Genomic DNA, 22,002 nt, shown 5'->3' with positions numbered 1-22,002 from the left:
TGAATCGCGGACCCTGTTAAGGAAAATGTTGTTCCATGACGTACGATTGTGCGTTGTTAACGTGCCCGCGCCGAATCGGGCGGGCCGTATTTAATGTTTAATCACCCTGGTTTGCAGTGCACAGGAGAATATCGTTGTCCGCATCATCTCGAGGCGCTATGAAAAATAGGAACCGCCAATGGCCAAAGCGCGCCCTCGCGCTTTTTGGACTCATCGTGGTCGTTATCTATGCGCTGGTCTTTTTCACCGGAAACCGCCAAGCCACCCCAAAGCTAGGCATCGACCTGCAGGGCGGCACCCGCGTTACCTTGGCGCCCCAAGGTGAAGACCCCACCCAGGACCAGCTACGGCAGGCGCGCAATATTTTGGAACAGCGCGTGAACGGCATGGGCGTTTCTGGTTCCGAGGTCGTCATCAACGGCAATACCCTCGTCATCACCGTACCGGGCGAGGATGCATCCCAAGCCCAGGCGGTGGGGCAGACCTCCCAGTTGTACTTCCGCCCGGTGGCGCAACCCTCTGCGCCGGACATGGACAAGCTCGACAAACAGCTGGAGGATATGGCTAACCGCTGGGTCAAATACGGTGTCCTAGATAAGGACGAAGCCAACAAGAAGTTGGAAGACGTCACCAATGCCGTTGCCCAGCAAGAAGCGCAGGCTGAGGGTAAGGAACCGAAGGATGTCAAGGCACCGAAGGTTTCCGCTAAGCCCTTGGACGAGCCGTCCAACTCCATTGAGCAGACAGAGCGTCGCGATGAAGTCACCGAAATGTTGTTGAAGGACCGCCAATCGGACGATCCGACAACGCAAGCAGCGGCCTCTTCGCTCCTGACCTGCCAGGGCTCCGCTGACCCACTGGCTGGTGCGGACGATCCGTCCAAGCCTTTTGTGACCTGTGATTACGACAGCGGCACTCCCTACGTCTTGGAGCCAGCCCCGTTGCTCAACGGTGTTGAGGATGAAGACGGTACCCGTTTGACGGGTAATGAGATTGATACCAATTCCCCGATCAACGGTGGCCTGAACCCACAGTCCGGTCAGATGGAGATCAGCTTCTCCTTCAAGACTGGCGATGGCCCGAACGGCTCCCAGACCTGGGCTGACCTTACGCAGGAGCACCTGAACGACCAGATTGCCATCACCCTTGACTCGGCCGTCATTTCGGCACCTGTCATCCAGGGGGCTACCCCGTACGGTTCCGCTACCTCCATTAACGGTGAATTTAGCCAAGAAGAAGCCAATAACCTGGCCAATAATCTGCGCTACGGTGCATTGCCGCTGTCCTTTGCCGGCGAAAACGGCGAGCCCGGCGGCACCGTGGAGTCCATTCCACCGACACTGGGTAAGGCAGCCCTCGAGGCCGGACTGTGGGCTGGCTTGGCAGGCTTGATTTTGGTCATCCTTTACTCCTTGTACTACTTCCGAGCGCTCAGTGGTGTGTCCGTCATCTTCCTGCTCGGCTCCGGCCTGCTGACCTACGGCGCCATCGTGTTGCTGGGTCGTTGGATCGGGTACTCGCTCGACCTGTCCGGTATTGCCGGTTTGGTCATTGGTGTCGGTGCAACCGCGGACTCGTTCGTGGTCTACTACGAGCGCATCAAGGATGAGCTCTTAGAGGGCAGAACCTTCAGGTCCGCAACGCAGAAGGCCTGGGAGCGCTCGCGCAGCACCATCGTGACCGGTAACGCGGTGACGTTGATCGGTTCTGTCATCGTCTACTTCCTCGCCATCGGTGAGGTAAAGGGCTTCGCGTTCACCTTGGGCTTGACCACGATCTTCGACTTGGTCGTCTCCTTCTTGGTCATGGCACCGGTAATGCAAATAATCGGCCGCCGTCCAGCGGCAGCCAAGCCATCGATGAATGGTTTGGGCGGAATTTATGCGCTAATTGAAGAGCGGCGCGAGCGCGGCTACTACGGAGATTCCCGCGCTGCCGCTGGTGCGTCGCAGGCGCGCTCCACTGAAAATTCGGCATCCGTTGGCGCCAAATCGTCAGAGAGTTCTTCGCCCTCAGCAGCCGCGGAAGATGAGGAGAAATAATCATGGCCGTATCGACTAAAAATAAGATTTCCCGTTTAGATCGCCTCTATGAAGACGAGCGTGGCTATGACTTCATTGGCCACACCAAACGGTGGTACGGGATTACCGCCGCGCTCCTCGTCGGCGCCATCGCCGCCATCCTGATTCGCGGATTTACCCTTTCCCTCGACTTTGAGGGAGGAACCACCTTGTCCATGCCCGCTGGGGACTTGAAAGAGGACGAGGTAGCTACCGTCTTTGAGGACTCCACCGGCGTTGAACCCGAACAGGTTCGCATCGTCGGCGCCGGCGATTCTGAGACGCTTGAAATCACCTCGGAGCGCTTGAGTCAAGAAGAGGTAGACAGCGCCCGGTCTGCCATCTACGAGGAATTCCAACCGAAGGATGAAAACGGGGAGGCCACCCCAGACGCCATCGGTTCTTCCACCGTGTCCGAATCGTGGGGCTCCTCGATTACGCAGCGCATGATCCTCGCCATGGTCGTATTCCTCGTTGCAGCGACCATCTATGTGGCGGTGCGCTTGCAAAAGATTATGGCTTTTGCCGCCATTTTGGCGCTGATTATCGATGGCATCGTCATCGCCGGTATCTACGCCCTCTTCGGCTTTGAAGTTTCTCCCGCCGTCATCATCGGTTTGCTCACCGTCCTGACCTTCTCCATCTATGACTCCGTCATCGTCTTTGACAAGGTCAATGAGAATACGGCGGGGCTGGAAGGCCAACGTTCTAAGACCTATGGGGAACTCGCCAACTTGGCGATTAACCAGACGGTCATGCGTTCCATTTCCACCTCCATCATCTCCGCGCTGCCTATTATCGCGCTGTTCGTCATCGCCGTATGGCTTATGGGCATCGGTACGCTGCGCGATTTGGCGCTGATCCAGCTCATCGGCGTCATCGAGGGTATTTTCTCCTCGATTTTCTTGGCTACCCCGTTGGTGGTGACGTTTGCTAATTGGACTAAGCGCGTCAAGCAGCACACGCAGCGTGTGCTGGATTACCGCGCGGGTAAGTCTGAGGACGGTGAACCGGCGGACGCGGGTTCTGCAAAGCGCAAGGTGGTTACGCCTTCCGATGTCGGGGCCAAGACGCACAAGGAAGTGGCAGAAGAACAAACTGATCACGGCAGCAGTGCCTCCGGCCATACAGGTGCTACGTGGCGCCCGGGCCGCTAAATGCCCTTGAACACGGCATAATCAGGCAGAGTAAGGCTTGGTCTTTTTAGGAGAAAAGGGGTTGTGCGTACCGTGGAACGCAGATTAGGCACCACACGGTGGTGGGGGCGCCGTCCCAAAATCATGGCGGTTGCAGCAGGGCTTTCCGCCCTGGCGCTGGTAGCGGCCTCGTGCAGTAGTGAGGAATCTGAGGGCGGTGACCAGGCCTCGCCCGCCGATCCGGAGTCCTATAACTACCCCGGGTATATGGTTAACTCTCAGCTGACCACGACGAATGCGGGCACCGCCTTCGGCAGCACCACCTCAGCGGCCCAACTTTCGGCGCGGCTTTATCCCGGTCTTTTTGTGCCGGGCCCCTCCGGACAGCTCATTCCCAATGCGGATTTGGTAGAGACCGAAGAGCTTCCGCCGGCAGCAGATAGTGATCAGGAAAGCGTGCGTTTGACGCTTGCTGATGACGCCACGTTCTCCGATGGTGCGCCCGTCACCTGCGATGATTACCTGCTTTCCTATACGGCTGGCACGCACCCGGTTGAATTTGCCTCGCATATGCCACTAATGAATGACATCGCCGATATCGAGTGCACACCGCAGAGCAAAGCCTTTACGCTGACTTTCCAGAAAGACCAGGGACATCGGTGGCGCCAAATGTTTGGCCCTGGCACCGTTATGCCTGCGCATGCGCTTGCGCAGAAGACGGACATGAGCATGGAGGATCTCAACGCGGCCCTGCATGCAGGAGACATGGCGGCGCTGCAGCCAGTAGCGGAATTGTGGCGCTATGGTTTTTCTACAGCCAAGGATGACTTTGACCCACAGCTGCAGGTGTCCTACGGCCCATTTACCGCGGATAAGATTGGTGATTCCGGCGAGGTCTTTTTAAAAGCCAATGAGCAGTATCGCGGCGACAAACCTGCCTTGGATCGCCTTGTCATATGGCCGGGTACTGCCAACGCACAGGAACTTGCGGATAAGGGCGTTCTCAAGGTGGCAGATTCCGCCACCGCGGCGCCCGATTGGCTTTCAGGGAACGCGGTTAAGGACGCAGAATCCGAGGAAGGCAACGACGCCTCAGAATCCACAAACGGATCTGGCTCGAATAAAGAAAGCGACTCCAATGCGGAGGGCTCCGCGGGCACAGAGAATGCCGAGTTTGAGACGATCACCAAGGTGGGCCTGCAAACCGATACGTTGACGCTGTCGCAGGCCGGGATTTTTGCGGAGCCTTCTGCTAGAAAGGCATTTGCTGCTTGCGTCGACCAAGCGGCGTTAGCACAAAAGAGCTCCGAAATATCTGGTGTCGATGTTCCCCCGGCTTATGTGCGCACCGTCTCTGTCCAAGATCCGGTGGCCCAAACGCTAGGCTCGGTGGCGAAGGACCACGAGGGAACGGACATGGCTGCGGCCGGCCAGTTGAACGGGTCCACCATCAGGGTGGGCTACGTTGGCCCGGATAAGCGCTATCAGGCGATGGTTGATGCGCTGCGCGCCTCTTGCGAGCCGGCGGGGATTACCATCGAGGATGCTGCGGCGGAGAACCTATCGCAGTTTTATCTCAACCCTGATCCGGAATCGGGGCAGCCAACCATTGATGCCTTCTTGGGCCCAGTCGATCCGCTGACCGAGTACTCCGCCGCTGATTCCAGTATTAAAAATTCCGTTCAGCTCAAGGAGCAGGAAGAGCAGCTGTGGGAGAGTGTTCCCTCCATTCCAGTCGCTGCGCAGCCGCGCGCGTTTATCGTTCACCGCGACGTGGAGGGTGTCCTGCCGTACACTGGCGTCTCGGGCATCGGCTGGAATATGGATCGTTGGCACGTGCCGGCAGAAGAACCTGTGGAGAAGGCCTAGGCCTTTTCGTTTTTAAATTTATTCTCGCTATTTAATTCTCAAGGAAGATGATGACTTCTCACTATGAATCAGCAGCACAAGCTTTGCGCGACAAGGTGCGCCTTGTGCAGGACTTTCCAGAAGAAGGAATTCTTTTTGAAGACCTCACACCGGTATTAGCCGATCCTGAGGCATTTCGGGCCGTTGTTGATGGTCTCGCGGCCGCCTGCGAGGAGCTGGGCGCGGATCTTATCGGCGGCCTGGATGCCCGCGGATTCTTGTTGGGCTCTGCCGTGGCGTACAAGCTGGGCTTGGGTATTTTGGCCATCCGCAAGAAGGGCAAGCTTCCACCGCCGGTATATACCGAAGAATACGAGCTGGAGTACGGCTCGGCCGCATTGGAGATCCCAGCCAGCGGCGTCGATGTGAAGGGCAAGCGCGTGGTGCTTGTCGATGACGTCCTGGCCACCGGTGGCACCCTCCACGGCGCCAAGCTGCTGCTCGAGTCTGCAGGCGCCGAGGTCGCGGGCAACGTCGTGGTGCTAGAAGTTAAGGGTCTTAATGGACGCGAACGCTTATCGGGCCCGCCGCTCATTGTGCTGGATGACGCTGACTAAGATGGTGTGTCTAAGCTAGATCACACGATCTGGAAAGGCGCTGCAGCCAGCAGTACAGGCTGCGGCATTGTGAAGGGCGGTAGAGATGGCCACGGATAAGTCAGCAAAACGCCAGGCTAATAACGGGATGCGGAGCATGTCTGCCCGGCTTGCTCGGTCACTGACCGGCGGGCGGGTCAAGATTAACCCCGCGCTCGATCCCCTCATGTCCATTCACCGGAAATTCCACCCCAAAGCGGATGCGGAACTACTCAACGCTGCCTATAACACCGCAGAAAGGTTGCACGAGGGAGTATTCCGCAAGTCGGGCGAGCCGTATATTACGCACCCCCTGGCCGTAGCCACGATTGCCGCGGAAATTGGTATGGATACCACCACCATCGTTGCAGCGCTCCTGCACGATACGGTGGAGGATACCGATTACACGCTTGAAGATCTGACCCGCGACTTTGGGCCAGAAGTCGCCCGGCTCGTTGATGGCGTGACCAAACTGGACAAGGTGGCCTTGGGTGCAGCGGCCGAGGCTGAGACCATCCGGAAGATGATCGTCGCCATGGCCAACGATCCGCGCGTGCTGGTCATCAAAGTCAGCGACCGTCTGCACAATATGCGCACCATGCGCTTTTTGCCGCCGGAAAAGCAAGCTAAGAAGGCACGCCAGACGCTAGAGGTCATCGCCCCCTTGGCCCACCGTCTGGGCATGGCGAGCGTGAAATGGGAATTAGAGGATCTGTCTTTTGCCATCCTCTATCCCAAAAAGTACGACGAAATCGTCCGCATGGTGGCAGAGCGTGCGCCCTCGCGCGATCGCGCCTTGAAGGAAATCATCAACCAAGTTAGCGCCGCCTTAAAGGAAAACGGCGTCGAGGCTGAGGTAATGGGCCGGCCGAAGCACTACTGGTCCATCTATCAAAAGATGGTCGTGCGCGGCCGCGAGTTCGCGGAGATTTTTGACCTGGTGGGCATCCGCGTACTGGTGGATGACATCAATAGCTGTTACGCCGCCATTGGCGTCGTGCACTCCATTTACCAGGCTCTGCCTGGGCGTTTTAAGGATTATGTTTCCTCCCCGCGCTTTGGCGTCTACCAGTCTCTGCACACCACGGTGCTCGCGGACGGCGGAGCAACCCTAGAGGTGCAGGTCCGTACGCACGAGATGCACTACAACGCCGAATTCGGCGTCGCCGCGCACTGGCGCTATAAGGAAACCAAGGGGAAGAATTCTGGGCATCAAGAAGAGGTGGACCAGATGGCCTGGATGCGTCAGCTGCTGGACTGGCAGAAGGAAGCGGCAGATCCCAATGAGTTCCTCGATTCCTTGCGCTATGACCTGACGGCGCGCCAGATCTTTGCCTTTACCCCAAAGGGCGATGTGGTGGATCTGCCGGCGGGTTCCACCCCGGTGGATTTTGCCTACGCCGTGCATACGGAGGTCGGCCACCGCTGCATTGGCGCCAAGGTCAACGGCAAATTGGTGGCGCTAGAATCGCCGCTGAAATCCGGCGACAAGGTAGAAATCTTTACTTCCAAGGATCCCAACGCCGGCCCATCGCGCGATTGGCAGGAATTCTTGGTCTCGCCGCGGGCCAAGGCGAAGGTACGGCAGTGGTTTGCCAAGGAAAGGCGCGAGGAACACCTCGAAGCCGGACGCGATGCCTTGGCCTCTGAGGTGCAGCGCGGCGGCTTGCCGATGCACCGCCTGTTTACTGCCAGCTCCATGAAGCAGGTGGCAGAACAGCTGCACTATTCTGATGTCGATGCCCTGTACACGGCCATCGGCGCAGGCCACGTCTCCGCACAGCACGTGGCCAACCAATTGGTGGCCATGTTCGGCGACCGCGATGATGCCGTGGATGCCCTGGCCTCCCGAACCCCACTCTCGGAGTTCGAGCAGTCCCGCGCGCAGCATACTAAGGACTCCGCCTCCGGCACCGGCATCTTGGTGGAGGGAAGCCCCGATGTCATGGCTAAGCTTGCGAAGTGCTGCCAGCCGGTGCCTGGGGACGCCATTTTTGGTTTTGTCACCCGTGGCGGGGGAGTATCCGTGCACCGTGCGGACTGCGCCAACGCGGAAAAGCTCAAATCTGAGCCGGAGCGCATGCTGAAGGTGGAGTGGTCCTCTGGCACCTCTTCTACCGGCGCCTTTTCCGCAACTCTGCAGCTTGAGGCGTTGGACCGCCAGGGCCTGCTGTCTGAGCTGACGCGGGTTCTAAGTGATCAAAACATCAATGTGTTGACGATGAATTCTAACCGCGGCGAGGACCAAATTGCCACGATGCGGTTTACCTTCTCTGTATCGGATACCAAACAGCTGGGTTCCTTGATGACGACGTTGCGCAATACCGAAGGCGTCTTTGACGTCTACCGCGTGACTGCCTAACCGCCTGACCGCCCGGCTACCTCCCTGTGCGGTTGCTCGACAGAGCAACGCGCGGGCGACGCGCACGTGACGATTGCGTGAACTCTTGGCGGAAGAAAGGTAAAAGCCCATTTCACGGGCTTCATGCTTCCTGCGAATGGGTTAAGAAAGCGGTATATATTGTCTGAATACTTTCTACGACACAGGAGTAACTATGCAGTTCCGCCGCATTGGCCAGTTGGTGGCCGCTACTACCGCCACCGCCGTCGCGCTCTCCGGCACACACGCCCTAGCGCAGGAGGATACGACCACCATCTCGGTCACCAATACCACTGACCTGCACGGCCACTTGGAAGATGGCCTGAGTGACCCTGCTAAGGCGGGCGATGAGATTGGTGTGGCTCGCCTGCAATCGCTTATCAAGCAGGTCAATGAAGGCCAAGAGTTCAACCTCACCTCTTCGGGCGATAACGTGGGCGGATCTGCATTCGTTTCGGCCATCTCTGATGACAAGTACACGCTAGAAGCGCTCAACGCCATGGGGATGAAGGTCACCGCAGTGGGCAACCACGAATTCGACAAGGGCACTGAGGACCTAACGGACCGTATCCAGCCCGCTTCTGACTATCCCATCCTCGGCGCCAATGTGTTAAAAGACGGCAAACCGCTTTTGGACGCCTCCCATGTGGAAGAAATCGACGGCGTAAAGGTCGGCTACGTCGGCACCGTCACCCAGAACACCAAGTTCAAGGTATCTGCGGCAAAGATTCCGGGCGTCACTTTTACCGATCCAGTCGAGGCAACGAATAAGGAGGCCACCCGCTTGAAGGAAAGCGGCGAGGCAGATGTCGTGGTCTCCCTCTTCCACGAAGACGCGGAGGAATACGCAGAAGGCTTCAACAAAGACGTCGATATCCTCTTTGGAGGCGATACCCACCAGACCACCCAGGGAACGCAAGAGCGCGACGGCGCCCTGCCACTGCAGTGGGCGCAAGGCTACGAGTACGGCAAGCTGCTTAACGATGCCGATATTACCTTCGACAAGGCCGCGGGCGAGGTAAAGAAGATTGAGCTCAAGCAGTACGATGCGACTGATGCGGCGCAGGTAGAGCCGGATGCTGAGATTGCGGGCATCGTTAAGAAGGCACAGGATGAGGCCGAGGTAAAAGGCTCGAAGACCGCTGGCACAGTCGAAACCGACTTATTCCGCGGCTCCGATGAGGGGCAAAAGCCAGGTTCCAACCGCGGTGTCGAGTCCACCCTGAATAACTTCATCGCTGACGGGCAACGTTATGCCATGAGCAAGCAGGTTGGCGAGGACATTGATCTTGGCGTGATGAACGCCGGCGGTGTGCGTGCCGATTTACAGGGCGGCGATGTCACATACAAGGACATCTTTGAGGTCCAGCCGTTTGGTAACTCGGTTATTACCGCGAAGGTCTCCGGCAAGGACTTCATCACCGCTTTAGAAAACCAGTGGCAAGATGGAAGCAGTCGGCCGCGTCTAGCCATGGGGCTGTCCAATAACGTCCAGGTGGTCTATGACCACACGGCATCCCACGGCGAGCGCGTCAAGTCCGTGACCATCAATGGCGAGCCCCTCGACGCGGATAAGGACTATTCCATCGCGCTATCGTCCTTCCTCGCCTCCAGCGACAGCGAAAAGGGTGGCGATGGCTACTTTGAGGCAGGCTCCATCAAGGACAAGAACGATGTGGGATACATGGATGCCCAGGCCATGATCGACTACATCGCCTCCGGTGAGTCCGAGGTCCGCAAGGGGCAGGGCCAGATTGGCGCCCACATCGATGGTGACATTGCCCCGGGCAAAGAAATCACCGTCGATCTGTCCAGCTTGAATTACACCAGCGAGGGAGAGCCCATGGCCAAGACCGTCACGGTGAAGCTTGGTGATGAGGAAGCAACCGCCAATATCGATAATTCCAAGCAGGAAGGCGATGACCAATTTGGCGAGCGCGGACGTGCGCAAGTGACGCTTAACGTTCCAGAAGGCCTGACGGGCTCCCAAAACCTAGAAATCACCACCGATGCAGGCACGCAAGCGATCCTGCCCGTGAAAGTGGACGAAGCCGGCGGTGACGAGGCCGGCTCCCAAGAGGATGGTTCAGAGGATGAAGACTCCCCGAAGCTCCCGCAAGGCTCGTCTATTGGCGGCGCAGCCCTTGCCATCGTGGCGGCACTAGCGGCAGGAATCGCCTTTATTGGTTTGAACCCCCAGGTGCTGCCGGCACCACTGCGGTCCATCTTTGATGACCTGCGCAAGACCTTTCACATCTAATTAGGGATCCAAATCCTGTGGATACGCGAAAAGCGCTTTTCCTCGCTTAAAGGGGGAAAAGCGCTTATTTTTCTGTGCTGTGTCGTGCATCCTAGTAACCTCAAAAGCCGTGGATATCTTTGAACGGTTTTTACGCGAGGCTACTTTTCAACTAGGAATCGAGCTACATCGAGTTCCTGTTGTCATGTTGTCTACATTAGGCATCTATCTCGCCTTTATGGTCTTGGTGAAGCTTTTTGGTTCCCGCGTATTGACCTCCATGACGGCCTCTGACGCGATCATCATCATTATGTTCGGTGCTGTTGCCGGGCGTGTGATCATTGGTGTTCCACCTACACTAGCGGCGGGTGTTATCGGGCTGACCACACTGATGGCCTTGGAAGCTGCATTCGGGACCATTCGCAAGGTAGTGAAATGGACGCGGTTTTTAGATCGGCGTCCAGTCCTTATCGTCTTTCAGGGCGAGATGATTGACGATAATCTCACCGTTTCCCATATCACTCGCTCTGACGTGTATTCCGCGGTGCGAAAGGCTGGTTTAGCCCGCATGGAAGACGTTCAGATTATGGTTTTAGAGCCCACCGGGCACATATCTGTCATCAAGAATGGTCAGGACATAGACCCAGATATCTTTAATGACCTCGTTGGCTCTGGGTATATCAAACAGGCCAAAGAGTCTTAAAGAATTGATAGAGGGGGAAGAACTTCAGGACTACTTTTCGTACAACCGCCGTGCAGATAAATAAGAGCACGGCGGTTAATCGCCCTCAAGAGGCATCAACGTCTAGAAAGGAAGTTTGAAGTTCTTTAGAAGGTCATCGATGTTGATGTACTTATTGGCGAACGCGAAGAGAGTGCCCAGTGCGCCGACAGCAGCAGTAATGACTTCGATCCAGGCCTTGACGGACTCAGGATTCGCGTCCTTGGAAGACAAGGCTTGCGTATTCTTGGCGTCGTTTTTCTTGTTTGCATCAGAATCAATGTTCTGGCTAGGAGTGCTGGTGGAGGCAGTAGAAGAGCCTTGAGCAACGGTATTCACATTCTCCGCGGCAGTGGCCACGGTGGTGCCAGCGAGAGTAACGGATAGGGCGGTTGCGCCGGCGAGGAAGGCCTTGCGGGAGAAAAGCTTCATTGTGTTTCCTGTCAAGCTTGTGGTGTTCAAATTTTTTGGATATTAGACGGCTGCGTAGCTGTCTGAATTACCCGAGCTAATTTTAATAAAAAACATTATCAATAAGGAATGGGGGTGTTTGGAGGGGGTGATTAATGCAGATGGTGTGAATGGGAAGGATGTGCTTTCTGGAGCTAAGCGAGGTAGAAGGGTATTTAAGGAAAAGCATCGGATATGAAAATTCCCCAGCGCCACGCCACGATATAGTTCGTGCAGTGTGCTGGGGTGAGGCAAATGTAGAGGGAATGGGGGAGGCATCGGCAAGCGCCGATGCCGCAGACTAGGCCTTTACCGTAGCCTTTTTGATCTTTACCTCTTCTGCAGGCTTGCCATCCTCTTGGCCGCCTGGATTGCTACCTTGGTCACCGGTGTCTACGCCGGCCTCGGCAATCTTGTCTAGGGTCTTGAGGCCTTCTTCAGCGATGGTGCCGAAGTAGGTGTAGTTAGGAGGTAACTCCGAGTCATCGTAGTTAAGGAAGAACTGGGAGCCGTTGGTATCTGGGCCGCTATTGGCCATAGCGACGGAGCCGCGGGGGTAGACAACTGGGTTCTGCGCGTCCTCGTCATCAGTTTCATCGGTGGGGTATTCATCAGCAAAGCTGAAGCCCGGGCCGCCGGCACCGGAACCGGTGGGGTCGCCGCACTGGAGCACATTCAAGCCACCGGAGGTCATGCGGTGGCAGACGGTGTCATCGTAGAAGCCGGAGTCAGCCAGTTCCGAAATGGCGTGGGTAGTACAAGGCGCAGTGGCGCGGTCTAGGTCCATCTCGATCGGGCCCTGGGTGGTATCGAAGGATACAGTAACAGTGCCCTCGGTGGATATATCCTTGCCGTCGGGCTTCTTGGCACCGTGGCCATCCTGCCCATTGTCCTTGTACTCGCACTGGACGGTTGCAGGCAGGGCTTCCGCGCGCTTGCCGCTCAAGGGCTCTGCCTTGGGTGCTTCCTGCGTGGTCTGTGCTTCCGAGGTATCTTCCGCCTGGATTTCGCCCTCAGAGTCATCGCGGGCGGAGAGGAAGTAAATCCCTCCGGCGATGCCGAGGATGACGACGAGCGAGGCTAAGGCGACGCCAAAAGGACGAGTCTTTTGTTTGCGGTCACGGGACTTTAGTTCGCGGTCGAGCTTGTGCAGCGCGTCTTCTCCGCGCTTTTTATTATCTGGCACCGTGGGACAACCTTTCTAGCGATTATCGGTGACGTGTCTCAACTAGGACGATTTTAGCGGCTTTGCGGCCATGGGGATGACTTGGCTCGGGGATTGGCTTAAGCAATAAGCGGAGAGCTATAGCGGGGAAGCAAAAGTATCAGTACGCTCGGGGCCATGGCTGAAGTTAATTTTTCTGACGAACCTACCCAAACCGCTGGTGAACTTCCCGCAGTAGGGGAGTCCATCCCAGAATTCACTCTCGTTGGCACCGACCTCTCTGAGGTCACCAAAAAGGATTTCGAGGGCAAGCGCCTCGTTATCTCGATTTTCCCATCCATCGATACCGGCGTGTGCCAGCAGCAGTTGCGCACCTTTAATGAAAAGGCTGCGGGCTTGGACAACACCGTTGTCTTGTCCGTCTCCCGCGACCTACCTTTTGCACTGGATCGTTTCTGCGCCGCAGAGGGCATTGAAAACGTGGACACCGCCTCCGATTTCCGCTCCGATTTTGGCGAGAAGTTCGGCGTGACCTTGCAAGGCTCCCCGCTCAAGGGCCTTTTGGCACGCTCCGTTGTGGTCACCGACGCTGACCACAAGGTCATCTACAACGAGTTGGTGCCAGAGGTAACCACTGAGCCGGACTACGATAAGGCACTTGCCGCCCTGCAATAAAGCTTTAAGCTGGCAGGATATTTAAATCTAGCACCCAGCCTTTCCCCATAACCCACCGTGGCTGTGGGGGTGAAGGCTGGGTGCTTTTTGCATGCTTGCGGGGCCCTTGAGTTCAGAGGGGCGCTGCGTTCGGGAGCGCTGTGGGTGCAGGTCTCGTTAGACTTAAAGCATGGAGATTCAAGGATTTACCGCGGGCCCATTTAGCACCAATACTTATATCGCGGCGGAGGGAAAGCGCGCTTTCATCGTGGATCCAGGCATGGATTCCACGTCGCAGGTTCTAGCGTACGACTATGACTATGAAGCCATCGTGCTCACGCACGGGCACATTGACCACACTCGCGAGGCCGGTGACTTGGCGCAGGAGCTCGATATCCCCGTTTATATTCATCCCGCAGATAAGTTCATGTTGGATTCTGGGGAGGGTGTTTCCGCCCAGGCACAGGAGTTATTCCACGCCTCGAGAATGGTGCCCATTTCCGATCTCCGCGAACTCCACGGTGGGGAAGAACTGGAGCTAATCGGGCATACATTTACCCTCCAGCACGCGCCTGGGCATTCGCCGGGGTGCGTATTGATCATTTCGGATACTTTTGCCCTTACCGGGGACGTACTTTTTGCCGGGGGAATGGGGCGGGTCGATCTGCCGGATTCTAATCCACAGGCCATGCTGGACTCATTGGCGGGACCGGTGTGGGATTTAGACGATAAGCTGGACATTCTTCCCGGCCACGGCCCAACCTCGACCATGCGTCAGGAGAGGGCGACCAACCCATTCCTGCGAAAATCCCATGGGGTAGTCTAGTGACCATGAGTGAAGAGAAGCGGTTCCAGGCACTGTCCGCACCGAAGGGTGTGCCAGACTATTTCCCACCAGAGTCTGCGACTTTTTATAAGGTCCGCCAGACCATGGTGGAACAGGCGCATCTTTCCGGCTTTCAGCACATTGAATTGCCCATTTTTGAAGATACCGCGCTCTTTGCCCGCGGCGTGGGCGAATCTACCGACGTGGTCTCCAAGGAGATGTACACCTTTGCAGATCGCGGCGATCGCTCAGTGACCCTGCGCCCAGAGGGCACCGCGGGTGTGATGCGCTCGGTCATTCAACACAATCTGGACCGCGGTCAGCTGCCGGTAAAGCTGAACTACAGCGGGCCGTTCTTCCGCTATGAGCGCCCGCAGGCAGGGCGCTACCGCCAGCTTCAGCAGGTTGGCGTGGAAGCCATTGGCGTCGACGATCCCGCATTGGATGCGGAGGTCATCGCCCTGGCGGATCGCTCCTATAGGGCCCTGGGACTTTCCGGGTACCGCCTGGAATTGACCAGCTTGGGCGACCGGAATTGCCGGCCCGCCTACCGCGAAAAGCTGCAGGAATTCCTGTTTAAGCTGGACTTGGATGAGGAAACCCGCCGCCGCGCGGAGATCAATCCCTTGCGCGTCTTGGACGATAAGCGCCCAGACATGCAGGAGCAGCTTGCCGATGCCCCATTGATGCTCGACTACCTCAACGCCGAGTGCCGCGAGCACTTTGAGACCGTAACCGGCATGCTGGATGATATGGGTGTTGCCTACGAAATCAACCCGCGCATGGTGCGCGGCTTGGACTACTACACCAAGACCTGTTTTGAATTCGTCCACGATGGCCTGGGTGCGCAATCCGGTATTGGCGGCGGTGGCCGCTACGACGGGTTGATGGCGCAGCTTGGCGGCCAAGATCTCTCGGGCATCGGCTATGGCCTCGGCGTCGACCGCGCCATCCTCGCCCTTGAAGCGGAGGGAATCACCTTAGAAGGCAGTGATTCCCGCGTGGACGTCTACGGCATTGCCTTGGGCGCAGCGGCCAAGCGCCGCATGACCGGGATCATCAATGACCTGCGCAAGGCGGGAATCGCCGCGGACATGTCCTTTGGTGATCGCGGCCTTAAGGGGGCGATGAAGGGCGCTGACCGCGCGGGCGCGCGCTTTGCTCTGGTCTTGGGAGACCAAGAACTAGACAATGGCACCGTCGCCGTGAAGGACTTGGCCGCCCACGAACAGCGCGATGTTGAACTATCGCAGCTGGTTGCCATTCTGGGGCAGGATCTAGAAGGCTAAACGCAGGATCAAAAAAGGGGGCACCGAAATTACTCGGTGCCGCCCTTTTATGTGCTTTTGACTGATTAGCACTCCACCTGGGAAACGCTAAAGCCCATCGTCTTGGCCAAGCCGCCGAGGGAGGTCTCCTTGTACTTGGAGAGCATATCGCGGCCCGTATCCGCCATGGTTTGTACGGCATTATCTAGGGTGACGTGGTGGGTGCCTTCACCCATCATCGCCATGCGGGCGGCGTTAATGGATTTCACCGCGCCGATGGCGTTGCGCTCAATACAGGGGATCTGCACTAATCCACCTACCGGGTCACAGGTAAGGCCGAGGTTGTGTTCAAGGGCGATCTCTGCCGCATTTTCTACCTGGGCAGGCGTTGCACCAAGGAGTGCTGCCATTCCCGCAGCGGACATGGACGAGGCGGAGCCGACTTCTCCCTGGCAGCCCACCTCGGCGCCGGAAATGGAGGCGTTCTGTTTGATGATCATGCCGATGGCGCCGGCGGTGAGCAGGTAACGGCGTGCGGATTCGCGGCAGAAGCCACCGTGGAAGTCGCGCGCATAGTGCAGCACTGCGGGAATGATGCCGCAGGCGCCGTTGGTGGGCGCGGTAATAACGCGGCCGCCCGCAGCGTTTTGCTCGTTGACCGCTAAGGCGAAGAGATTGACCCATTCCATGGCGGAAAAGCCAGAGTGTGGGTCATTTTTCTGCTCGAGCAGCTGCGCATACATCTTGGGGGCGCGCCGCGGCACGCGGAGGCCACCGGGCAGCAGGCCCTTGGTGGAAATGCCATCGGTCACGCATTCGCGCATGATGTCCCATACAAGATCCAAGTGGCGCAGGACATAATCCGCGCCGCCGTCCTCTTTGTGGAGCACTTCCTCATTGGCAAGGACGATTTCCCAAATATCTTTGTCGTTGGCCTCGCACAGATTGAGTAGTTCTTCGCCGGTGGTGAATTCATAGGGCACGGTATCTTCTACGGTTGCTGCGGCAACGCCGGCGGGTACTTCGTGGCTATCGGCCATCTCTGCGTCGAGCTCTTTGCGGGAGAGGATGAAGCCACCGCCGACAGAGAAGTACTGTTCGTCTTCAGCCAGGATATTGCCCTCTGCGTCCCAGGCCTTAAAGATCATGCCATTGGGGTGCTGGGGTAGTGGCTCGTTATCAAAGGTGATTTCGTAGTCGACGGTGCCAGACGGGCCAGAGATGGTGCCTTCGCTGGGGATTGTGCCGCCGGCTTGCGGCTCGGCATCGATGGGAACGGTCAGCGGCTCCCAGCCGGCGAGTCCTAGGATGACGGCGCGGTCGGAGGCGTGGCCGCGCCCAGTGGCGGACAGCGAACCGCGCAGCTCAGCGGACACGCGGGCCGGATGGGTATCAAGGGAATCGAGGAATTGCTTCGCGGCGCGCATCGGCCCAACCGTGTGAGAGGAGGATGGACCAATGCCGATGGCGAAAATGTCAGTAACGCTAATAGTCATGGTGAAAGCCTTAAGAAACCTTTCTTCGTAGCAAGAGAGTTATCGGTCCAAGAGCATGAAAAAGAGATTTTCTCAGGCGCGGGGATTCGGGTCGAACATTCTAAAATTCAAGCGTAGAGAAATATGTGACATGTATCAATTTTAGAATATGCGATAGGTATTGCGGCGCTAGTGCTTTCCGTCGTATTGGGACAAAATTTTCTCGAAAGGCAGAAACTCTTCGTCCACTCCGATTCCGGTAGGGCGGGAATGGGGGCTGGGTTTGGGGGCATCGGCAAGCCCGGCGACCCGATCCGTGGGGCGGATCATCTGATCAGCAAGTTGCGTTGCGGCGCGCTCGATACGGCTGCGAATGCGCGCGCCCTCGGCGGTGCCCAGATCCTCGGTTGCCTGGAATATGCCGGTCGGAACGACGTGGGCGTGCAGGTAATTCAACAGGGGGCGCAGCGCATAGTCCAAGATGAGCGCGTGGCGCGGGGAACCGCCCGTAGCGGCAACGATGGTAGGCAGTTCCTCCAAGGCGTGGGCATCCAGAACATCAAAAAACATCTTGAACAGCCCGGAGTAGCTGCCTTGGAAGGCAGGGGTGACGGCGATAAAGCCATCGGCCGTGGAAAGCAGCTCTTTTGCTTCATCCAATTGGGGCGTTGGGGCCGCCCAATTGGTCATGGCCGTGGCCAATTCAGAAGCAAGGGTGCGCACCTCAATGATGTGAGTGTTCACGCCTTCACCGCGCGCGGAAATCTTCGCCTCGGTGGCTTCTGCAATGGTCTCAGCCAATTGCCGGGTAGATGATGGTTCCGAGAGCCCGGCCGTGAGGACAACTAAAGAGCGCATTGCTTAGTCCTCCTTTCCAGGGCTTACGCGAAAGTGCGGGGAATCTGGGTGCTGCTTGAGCGTGGCATGCGTTGGCGGATCCGAGGGTACATGCTCTGGTCGTCGCTGCTCAAAGCGCCGACGAAGCTCCGGTACTACTTGTGTGCCAAGAATTTCTATCTGCTTGAGCACCACTTCTTGTGGCAGCCCGGCGTGATCGATGAGGAAGAGCTGGCGTTGGTAATCGCCCACGTAGTCCGCAAATTTCAGGGTGCGCTCAATAACCTGCTCTGCGGTACCCACGGTCAGCGGGGTGTAGTCAGTAAATTCCTCCAGGCTAGGCCCGTGCCCGTACACGGGGGCGTTATCGAAGTACGGGCGGAAGAACCTCTTGGCCTCCTCTTCAGTATCGCCGATGAATACCTGGCCGCCGAGCCCCACGATGGCTTGGTCTGCTTGGCCGTGGCCATAGGAAGCAAAGCGACGCCGGTACATGTTGACCATCTTGGCCGTGTGTTCTTGATTCCAGAAGATATTATTGTGAAAGAACCCGTCGCCGTAATAGGCCGCTTGTTCTGCAATCTGGGTAGAACGAATGGAGCCGTGCCATACAAACGGCGGGATGCCATCGAGGGGCGCCGGGGTAGAGGTAAACGCCTGCAACGGGGTGCGGAATTTGCCCTCCCAGTTGACGCTGTTTTCCCGCCACAGGCGGCGCAGCAAGTGGTAATTTTCCACGGCCAACGGGATGCCTTGGCGGATATCTTTGCCAAACCACGGGTAGACGGGGCCGGTATTGCCGCGCCCCATCATCAGATCCACCCGGCCGCCGGAAAGGTGTTGCAAAAAGGCGTAATCTTCGGCGATCTTTACCGGGTCATTGGTGGTAATCAGCGTCGTGGAGGTAGAAAGCTGCAAGCGCTCGGTCTGCGCTGCGATATAGGCTAGGTGGGTCGTCGGGGAGGACGGAACGAAGGGCGGGTTGTGGTGCTCGCCTGTGGCAAAGACATCGAGGCCCACTTCTTCTGCCTTGAGCGCGATTTCCGTAATATTGCGGATTCGCTTCGCCTCTGATGGGGTTTCGCCCGTCGTTGGATCGGTGGTCACATCTCCGACCGTGAAAATGCCAAATTGCATGGTGTCCCTTTCTACTCTTGCTGCGTACCTGTAATCATTGTACGTGACATGTCAACAATGCGGGCAGGGAGATTATTCCCAGCGGGGTAAAGAGGGGGCCGGGAGTTAGCTGTAGACCCCGCGCCCCAAGGTGTCGCACTCAGCCATCTGGCCGGAATTATAACCAGCAAGGAAAGCTCGCTGGCGTTGCTCGGAAGAACCGTGCGTCCACGCATCGGGTTGGACCTGCCCAGTGGAACGGCGCTGAATATTATCGTCACCCACAGCCTGCGCCGCGGTGACTGCGTCAGCCACCTGCTGTTGGGAAATCGGCTCCAGCAGAGCATCCTCGCCCTTATCCGCGTGGGAAGCCCAAATACCGGCGTAGCAATCTGCCTGGAGCTCGATCTTTACCGCATTGGAATCCGCGCCGGGGTCGTTATAGTCAGATAGCTGCAGCGTGCCCTCGAGCTGCTGAATGTGGTGACCAAACTCGTGGGCAACGATGTACATCTGCGCGAACGGGGCATTGTGCGCGCCGTAGTTGCTCAGCGAATTGAAAAACGTGGTGTCAAAATACGCCGATTGGTCGGCGGGGCAATAAAACGGCCCCGTGGCTGAAGACGCAGTGCCGCAGCCGGAATTGGTGGAGCTATTAAAAATCACCCGGCCAGGGTTGGTGTATTCGATGCCGGCTTGCTCGGGTAGCTCGGCGGCCCAGACATTATCCACGCTCATGGCGGTAAACATGACCCGGCAGTCATCGTATTTATTGCCGTCTTCTGCCGTTTGGCAGTGATCGAAGGCGGAATCATCGGCACCGGAGTGGGTGCCGGATTGGGACTTTTCATTGCCCAGGAGGGCGCCAATATCGGAGGGGTTTCCTCCCAATAAGAGGTAGAGCCCGACGAGCACGACGGAGCCGATGCCGCCGCCTATAGCGAGGCCGCCGCCACCGCCGGAGGTTGCGCGCTGGCCATCAAAATCGGCACCAGATTTAAACGTCATGCCTAAATAGTGTCACACCTTTTCGGCGTCTTCAGTGCGTACCGGCCACATTTATGCGCGGTACTGGCAGCGGCGTCCGGTTCGCACCCATGCCTGGTGCCTTAATTGGACTTAATGGGAGAAGAAACGGCGGTGGGATGTAGAATTGGCCAAGTTCCTAGTCTTGTGCTTGGTTGGGCGCGCGCTGTTTACGCGTGGCTGGACCCGCAAGTAACTCCATTTCAGAAGGGATTGAATTATAGTGCTGCGTACCCATTTGGCCGGTGAGCTCCGCAAAGAACTGGCAGAAGAGACCGTAACCCTAACCGGTTGGGTCTCTCGTCGCCGTGACCACGGCGGCGTCATCTTCATCGACCTGCGCGATCGTTCCGGCATCGCCCAGGTGGTCTTCCGCGAATCCGATGTGGCAGAGCGCGCCCACGACCTGCGTTCGGAATACTGCGTCAAGGTAACCGGCGTGGTGGAGCCGCGCCCAGAAGACTCCGAAAACCCGAACCTGCCTTCCGGAGATATCGAGGTCAACGTCACCGACCTGGAGGTGCTCAACAAATCCGCAGCGCTGCCCTTCCAGGTAGATGATCCTTCCGCCTCTGGCGAGGTAGGCGAGGAGACCCGCCTGAAGTACCGCTACTTGGATCTGCGCCGCGAGCGCCAAGCAAAGGCCCTGCGCCTGCGCTCCGCTGCCAACCGCGCGGCCCGTAACGTGCTGGATAAGCACGATTTCGCCGAAATCGAAACCCCTACCTTGACCCGCTCCACCCCAGAGGGCGCGCGCGACTTTTTGGTCCCTGCCCGCCTGAAGCCGGGTTCTTGGTACGCGCTGCCGCAGTCGCCGCAGCTATTCAAGCAGCTGCTGATGGTGGCCGGCATGGAGCGCTACTACCAAATCGCGCGCTGCTACCGCGATGAGGACTTCCGCGCCGACCGCCAGCCGGAATTTACCCAGTTGGACGTGGAGATGTCCTTCGTGGATCAAGACGATGTCATTGCGCTTGGTGAAGAGATTGTCAAGGAGCTGTGGAAGCTCATCGGCTACGACATTCAGACCCCAATCCCGCGCATGACCTATGCCGATGCCATGAAGTACTACGGCTCCGATAAGCCGGACCTGCGCTTTGACATCAAGATTGTCGAGTGCACGGAGTTCTTCGAGGACACCACCTTCCGCGTCTTCCAGAACGAATACGTCGGTGCCGTGGTCATGGACGGCGGTGCTTCGCAGCCGCGCCGCCAGTTCGATGCATGGCAGGACTGGGCCAAGCAGCGCGGCGCCAAGGGCCTTGCCTACATAACCGTCGCAGAAGATGGCACCCTGGGCGGGCCAGTGGCCAAGAACATCACCGACGCGGAGCGCGAGGGCATCGCCGAGCACGTTGGCGCAAAACCCGGTGACGCCATCTTCTTCGCCGCCGGCGATACCAAGTCTTCCCGCGCGCTGCTGGGTGCAGCCCGCGGCGAAATTGCCAAGAAGCTCGACCTCATCAAGGAAGGCGACTGGTCCTTTACCTGGGTCGTTGACGCCCCGCTCTTCGAGCCTTCTGCCGATGCCACCGCGTCCGGCGACGTGGCCTTGGGCCACTCCAAGTGGACCGCGGTGCACCACGCCTTTACCTCGCCGAAGCCGGAGTGGATCGATTCCTTCGACGAGAACCCGGGCGAGGCCACGGCCTATGCCTACGACATCGTTTGCAACGGCAACGAGATCGGCGGCGGTTCCATCCGTATTCACCAAGAAGATGTGCAAAAGCGCGTCTTTGAGGTCATGGGCATCGGCGATGAGGAAGCACAAGAGAAGTTCGGCTTCTTGCTCGACGCCTTCTCCTACGGCGCACCGCCACACGGCGGCATCGCCTTTGGCTGGGACCGCATCGTGTCCCTCTTGGGCGGCTTTGACTCCATCCGCGACGTGATTGCCTTCCCGAAGTCCGGTGGCGGCGTGGATCCGCTTACCGATGCCCCCGCGCCCATCCCCGCCGCACAGCGCAAGGAGACCGGCGTGGACTTCAAGCCGGAGAAGAAAAGGAACGGCGAAGAGGCTAAGGCCGCGAAATCAGAGCAGGAGAACTAGCTCTTAGGCTCGCTATCACGACACCATTTTTAGGGTAAGCGGGGCGCGCGCCCTCGCCGCAGCGGACACTTGTGCGGCGAGGGTGTAGCCCCCGCTTTGTGTTGGCGGGCATACTG

Annotated in this window: 17 protein-coding genes; 11 read left to right on the top strand and 6 right to left on the bottom strand. The window is 58.0% G+C overall.

Going from position 1 to position 22,002, the window contains the following annotated elements:
- Nucleotides 1-158 precede the first annotated feature (158 nt).
- The 7 genes from secD (at nt 159) to MHX65_RS02125 (ending at nt 11,001) form a co-directional block, all read left to right on the top strand.
- A complete protein-coding gene (gene secD, locus MHX65_RS02155; protein ID WP_239268270.1) occupies nt 159-2,042 on the top strand; it encodes a protein translocase subunit SecD in 1,884 nt (627 codons plus the stop codon).
- Between the two features lie 2 nt (nt 2,043-2,044).
- On the top strand, nt 2,045-3,217 hold the full coding sequence (gene secF / locus MHX65_RS02150; RefSeq protein WP_239268268.1) for a protein translocase subunit SecF: 1,173 nt from the start codon (nt 2,045-2,047) through the stop codon (nt 3,215-3,217).
- Between the two features lie 72 nt (nt 3,218-3,289).
- A complete protein-coding gene (locus tag MHX65_RS02145; RefSeq protein WP_239268266.1) occupies nt 3,290-5,065 on the top strand; it encodes an ABC transporter substrate-binding protein in 1,776 nt (591 codons plus the stop codon).
- 50 nt (nt 5,066-5,115) lie between these two features.
- A complete protein-coding gene (locus tag MHX65_RS02140; RefSeq protein WP_239268264.1) occupies nt 5,116-5,661 on the top strand; it encodes an adenine phosphoribosyltransferase in 546 nt (181 codons plus the stop codon).
- An 85-nt stretch (nt 5,662-5,746) separates the two neighbouring features.
- Nucleotides 5,747-8,041, top strand: coding sequence for a RelA/SpoT family protein (locus MHX65_RS02135; protein ID WP_239268262.1), 2,295 nt, complete (start codon nt 5,747-5,749; stop codon nt 8,039-8,041).
- A gap of 193 nt (nt 8,042-8,234) precedes the next feature.
- Nucleotides 8,235-10,319, top strand: coding sequence for a bifunctional metallophosphatase/5'-nucleotidase (locus tag MHX65_RS02130; protein ID WP_239268260.1), 2,085 nt, complete (start codon nt 8,235-8,237; stop codon nt 10,317-10,319).
- 109 nt (nt 10,320-10,428) lie between these two features.
- Nucleotides 10,429-11,001, top strand: a complete 573-nt coding sequence (locus MHX65_RS02125) for a DUF421 domain-containing protein (RefSeq protein WP_410755690.1) — start codon at nt 10,429-10,431, stop codon at nt 10,999-11,001.
- Nucleotides 11,002-11,103: 102 nt separating this feature from the next.
- Here the strand turns inward: MHX65_RS02125 and MHX65_RS02120 are convergent, their stop codons facing one another.
- On the bottom strand, nt 11,104-11,451 hold the full coding sequence (locus MHX65_RS02120; protein ID WP_239268258.1) for a hypothetical protein: 348 nt from the start codon (nt 11,449-11,451) through the stop codon (nt 11,104-11,106).
- 319 nt (nt 11,452-11,770) lie between these two features.
- On the bottom strand, nt 11,771-12,655 hold the full coding sequence (locus MHX65_RS02115) for a peptidylprolyl isomerase (protein WP_239268256.1): 885 nt from the start codon (nt 12,653-12,655) through the stop codon (nt 11,771-11,773).
- 156 nt (nt 12,656-12,811) lie between these two features.
- Here MHX65_RS02115 and tpx point away from each other — a divergent pair, with 156 nt between their 5' ends.
- The 3 genes from tpx (at nt 12,812) to hisS (ending at nt 15,403) form a co-directional block, all read left to right on the top strand.
- Nucleotides 12,812-13,309 (top strand): thiol peroxidase, encoded by a 498-nt coding sequence (gene tpx, locus MHX65_RS02110; RefSeq protein ID WP_239268254.1) that lies wholly within the window; start codon nt 12,812-12,814, stop codon nt 13,307-13,309.
- Nucleotides 13,310-13,478: 169 nt separating this feature from the next.
- On the top strand, nt 13,479-14,114 hold the full coding sequence (locus tag MHX65_RS02105) for an MBL fold metallo-hydrolase (RefSeq protein WP_239268252.1): 636 nt from the start codon (nt 13,479-13,481) through the stop codon (nt 14,112-14,114).
- Between the two features lie 5 nt (nt 14,115-14,119).
- Nucleotides 14,120-15,403, top strand: a complete 1,284-nt coding sequence (gene hisS, locus MHX65_RS02100; protein ID WP_239268250.1) for a histidine--tRNA ligase — start codon at nt 14,120-14,122, stop codon at nt 15,401-15,403.
- A 65-nt stretch (nt 15,404-15,468) separates the two neighbouring features.
- Here the strand turns inward: hisS and MHX65_RS02095 are convergent, their stop codons facing one another.
- From MHX65_RS02095 to ypfJ, 4 genes are all read right to left on the bottom strand, one after another.
- Entirely contained in the window at nt 15,469-16,878 is a 1,410-nt protein-coding gene (locus MHX65_RS02095) for an L-serine ammonia-lyase (RefSeq protein ID WP_239268248.1), read from the bottom strand.
- Between the two features lie 168 nt (nt 16,879-17,046).
- Nucleotides 17,047-17,715, bottom strand: a complete 669-nt coding sequence (locus tag MHX65_RS02090) for an FMN reductase (protein ID WP_126319145.1) — start codon at nt 17,713-17,715, stop codon at nt 17,047-17,049.
- Nucleotides 17,716-17,718: 3 nt separating this feature from the next.
- On the bottom strand, nt 17,719-18,831 hold the full coding sequence (locus MHX65_RS02085) for an LLM class flavin-dependent oxidoreductase (protein ID WP_126319143.1): 1,113 nt from the start codon (nt 18,829-18,831) through the stop codon (nt 17,719-17,721).
- A gap of 105 nt (nt 18,832-18,936) precedes the next feature.
- Complete coding sequence (gene ypfJ, locus MHX65_RS02080) at nt 18,937-19,818, bottom strand: KPN_02809 family neutral zinc metallopeptidase (protein ID WP_126319141.1); 882 nt, start codon at nt 19,816-19,818, stop codon at nt 18,937-18,939.
- Between the two features lie 241 nt (nt 19,819-20,059).
- On the opposite strand from ypfJ, the gene aspS reads away from it, so the two are divergent.
- Nucleotides 20,060-21,886 carry an aspartate--tRNA ligase gene (aspS, locus tag MHX65_RS02075; RefSeq protein WP_239268246.1) on the top strand — a complete coding sequence of 609 codons (1,827 nt, stop codon included), beginning with the start codon at nt 20,060-20,062 and terminating at the stop codon, nt 21,884-21,886.
- Nucleotides 21,887-22,002: the final 116 nt, after the last annotated feature.

Origin of the sequence: Corynebacterium sp. ACRPS, assembly GCF_022346005.1 — a bacterium.
GTDB lineage: Bacteria > Actinomycetota > Actinomycetes > Mycobacteriales > Mycobacteriaceae > Corynebacterium.
Note: the sequence above shows the minus strand (reverse complement) of the source record. Positions and strands in the feature narration are given on the sequence as shown.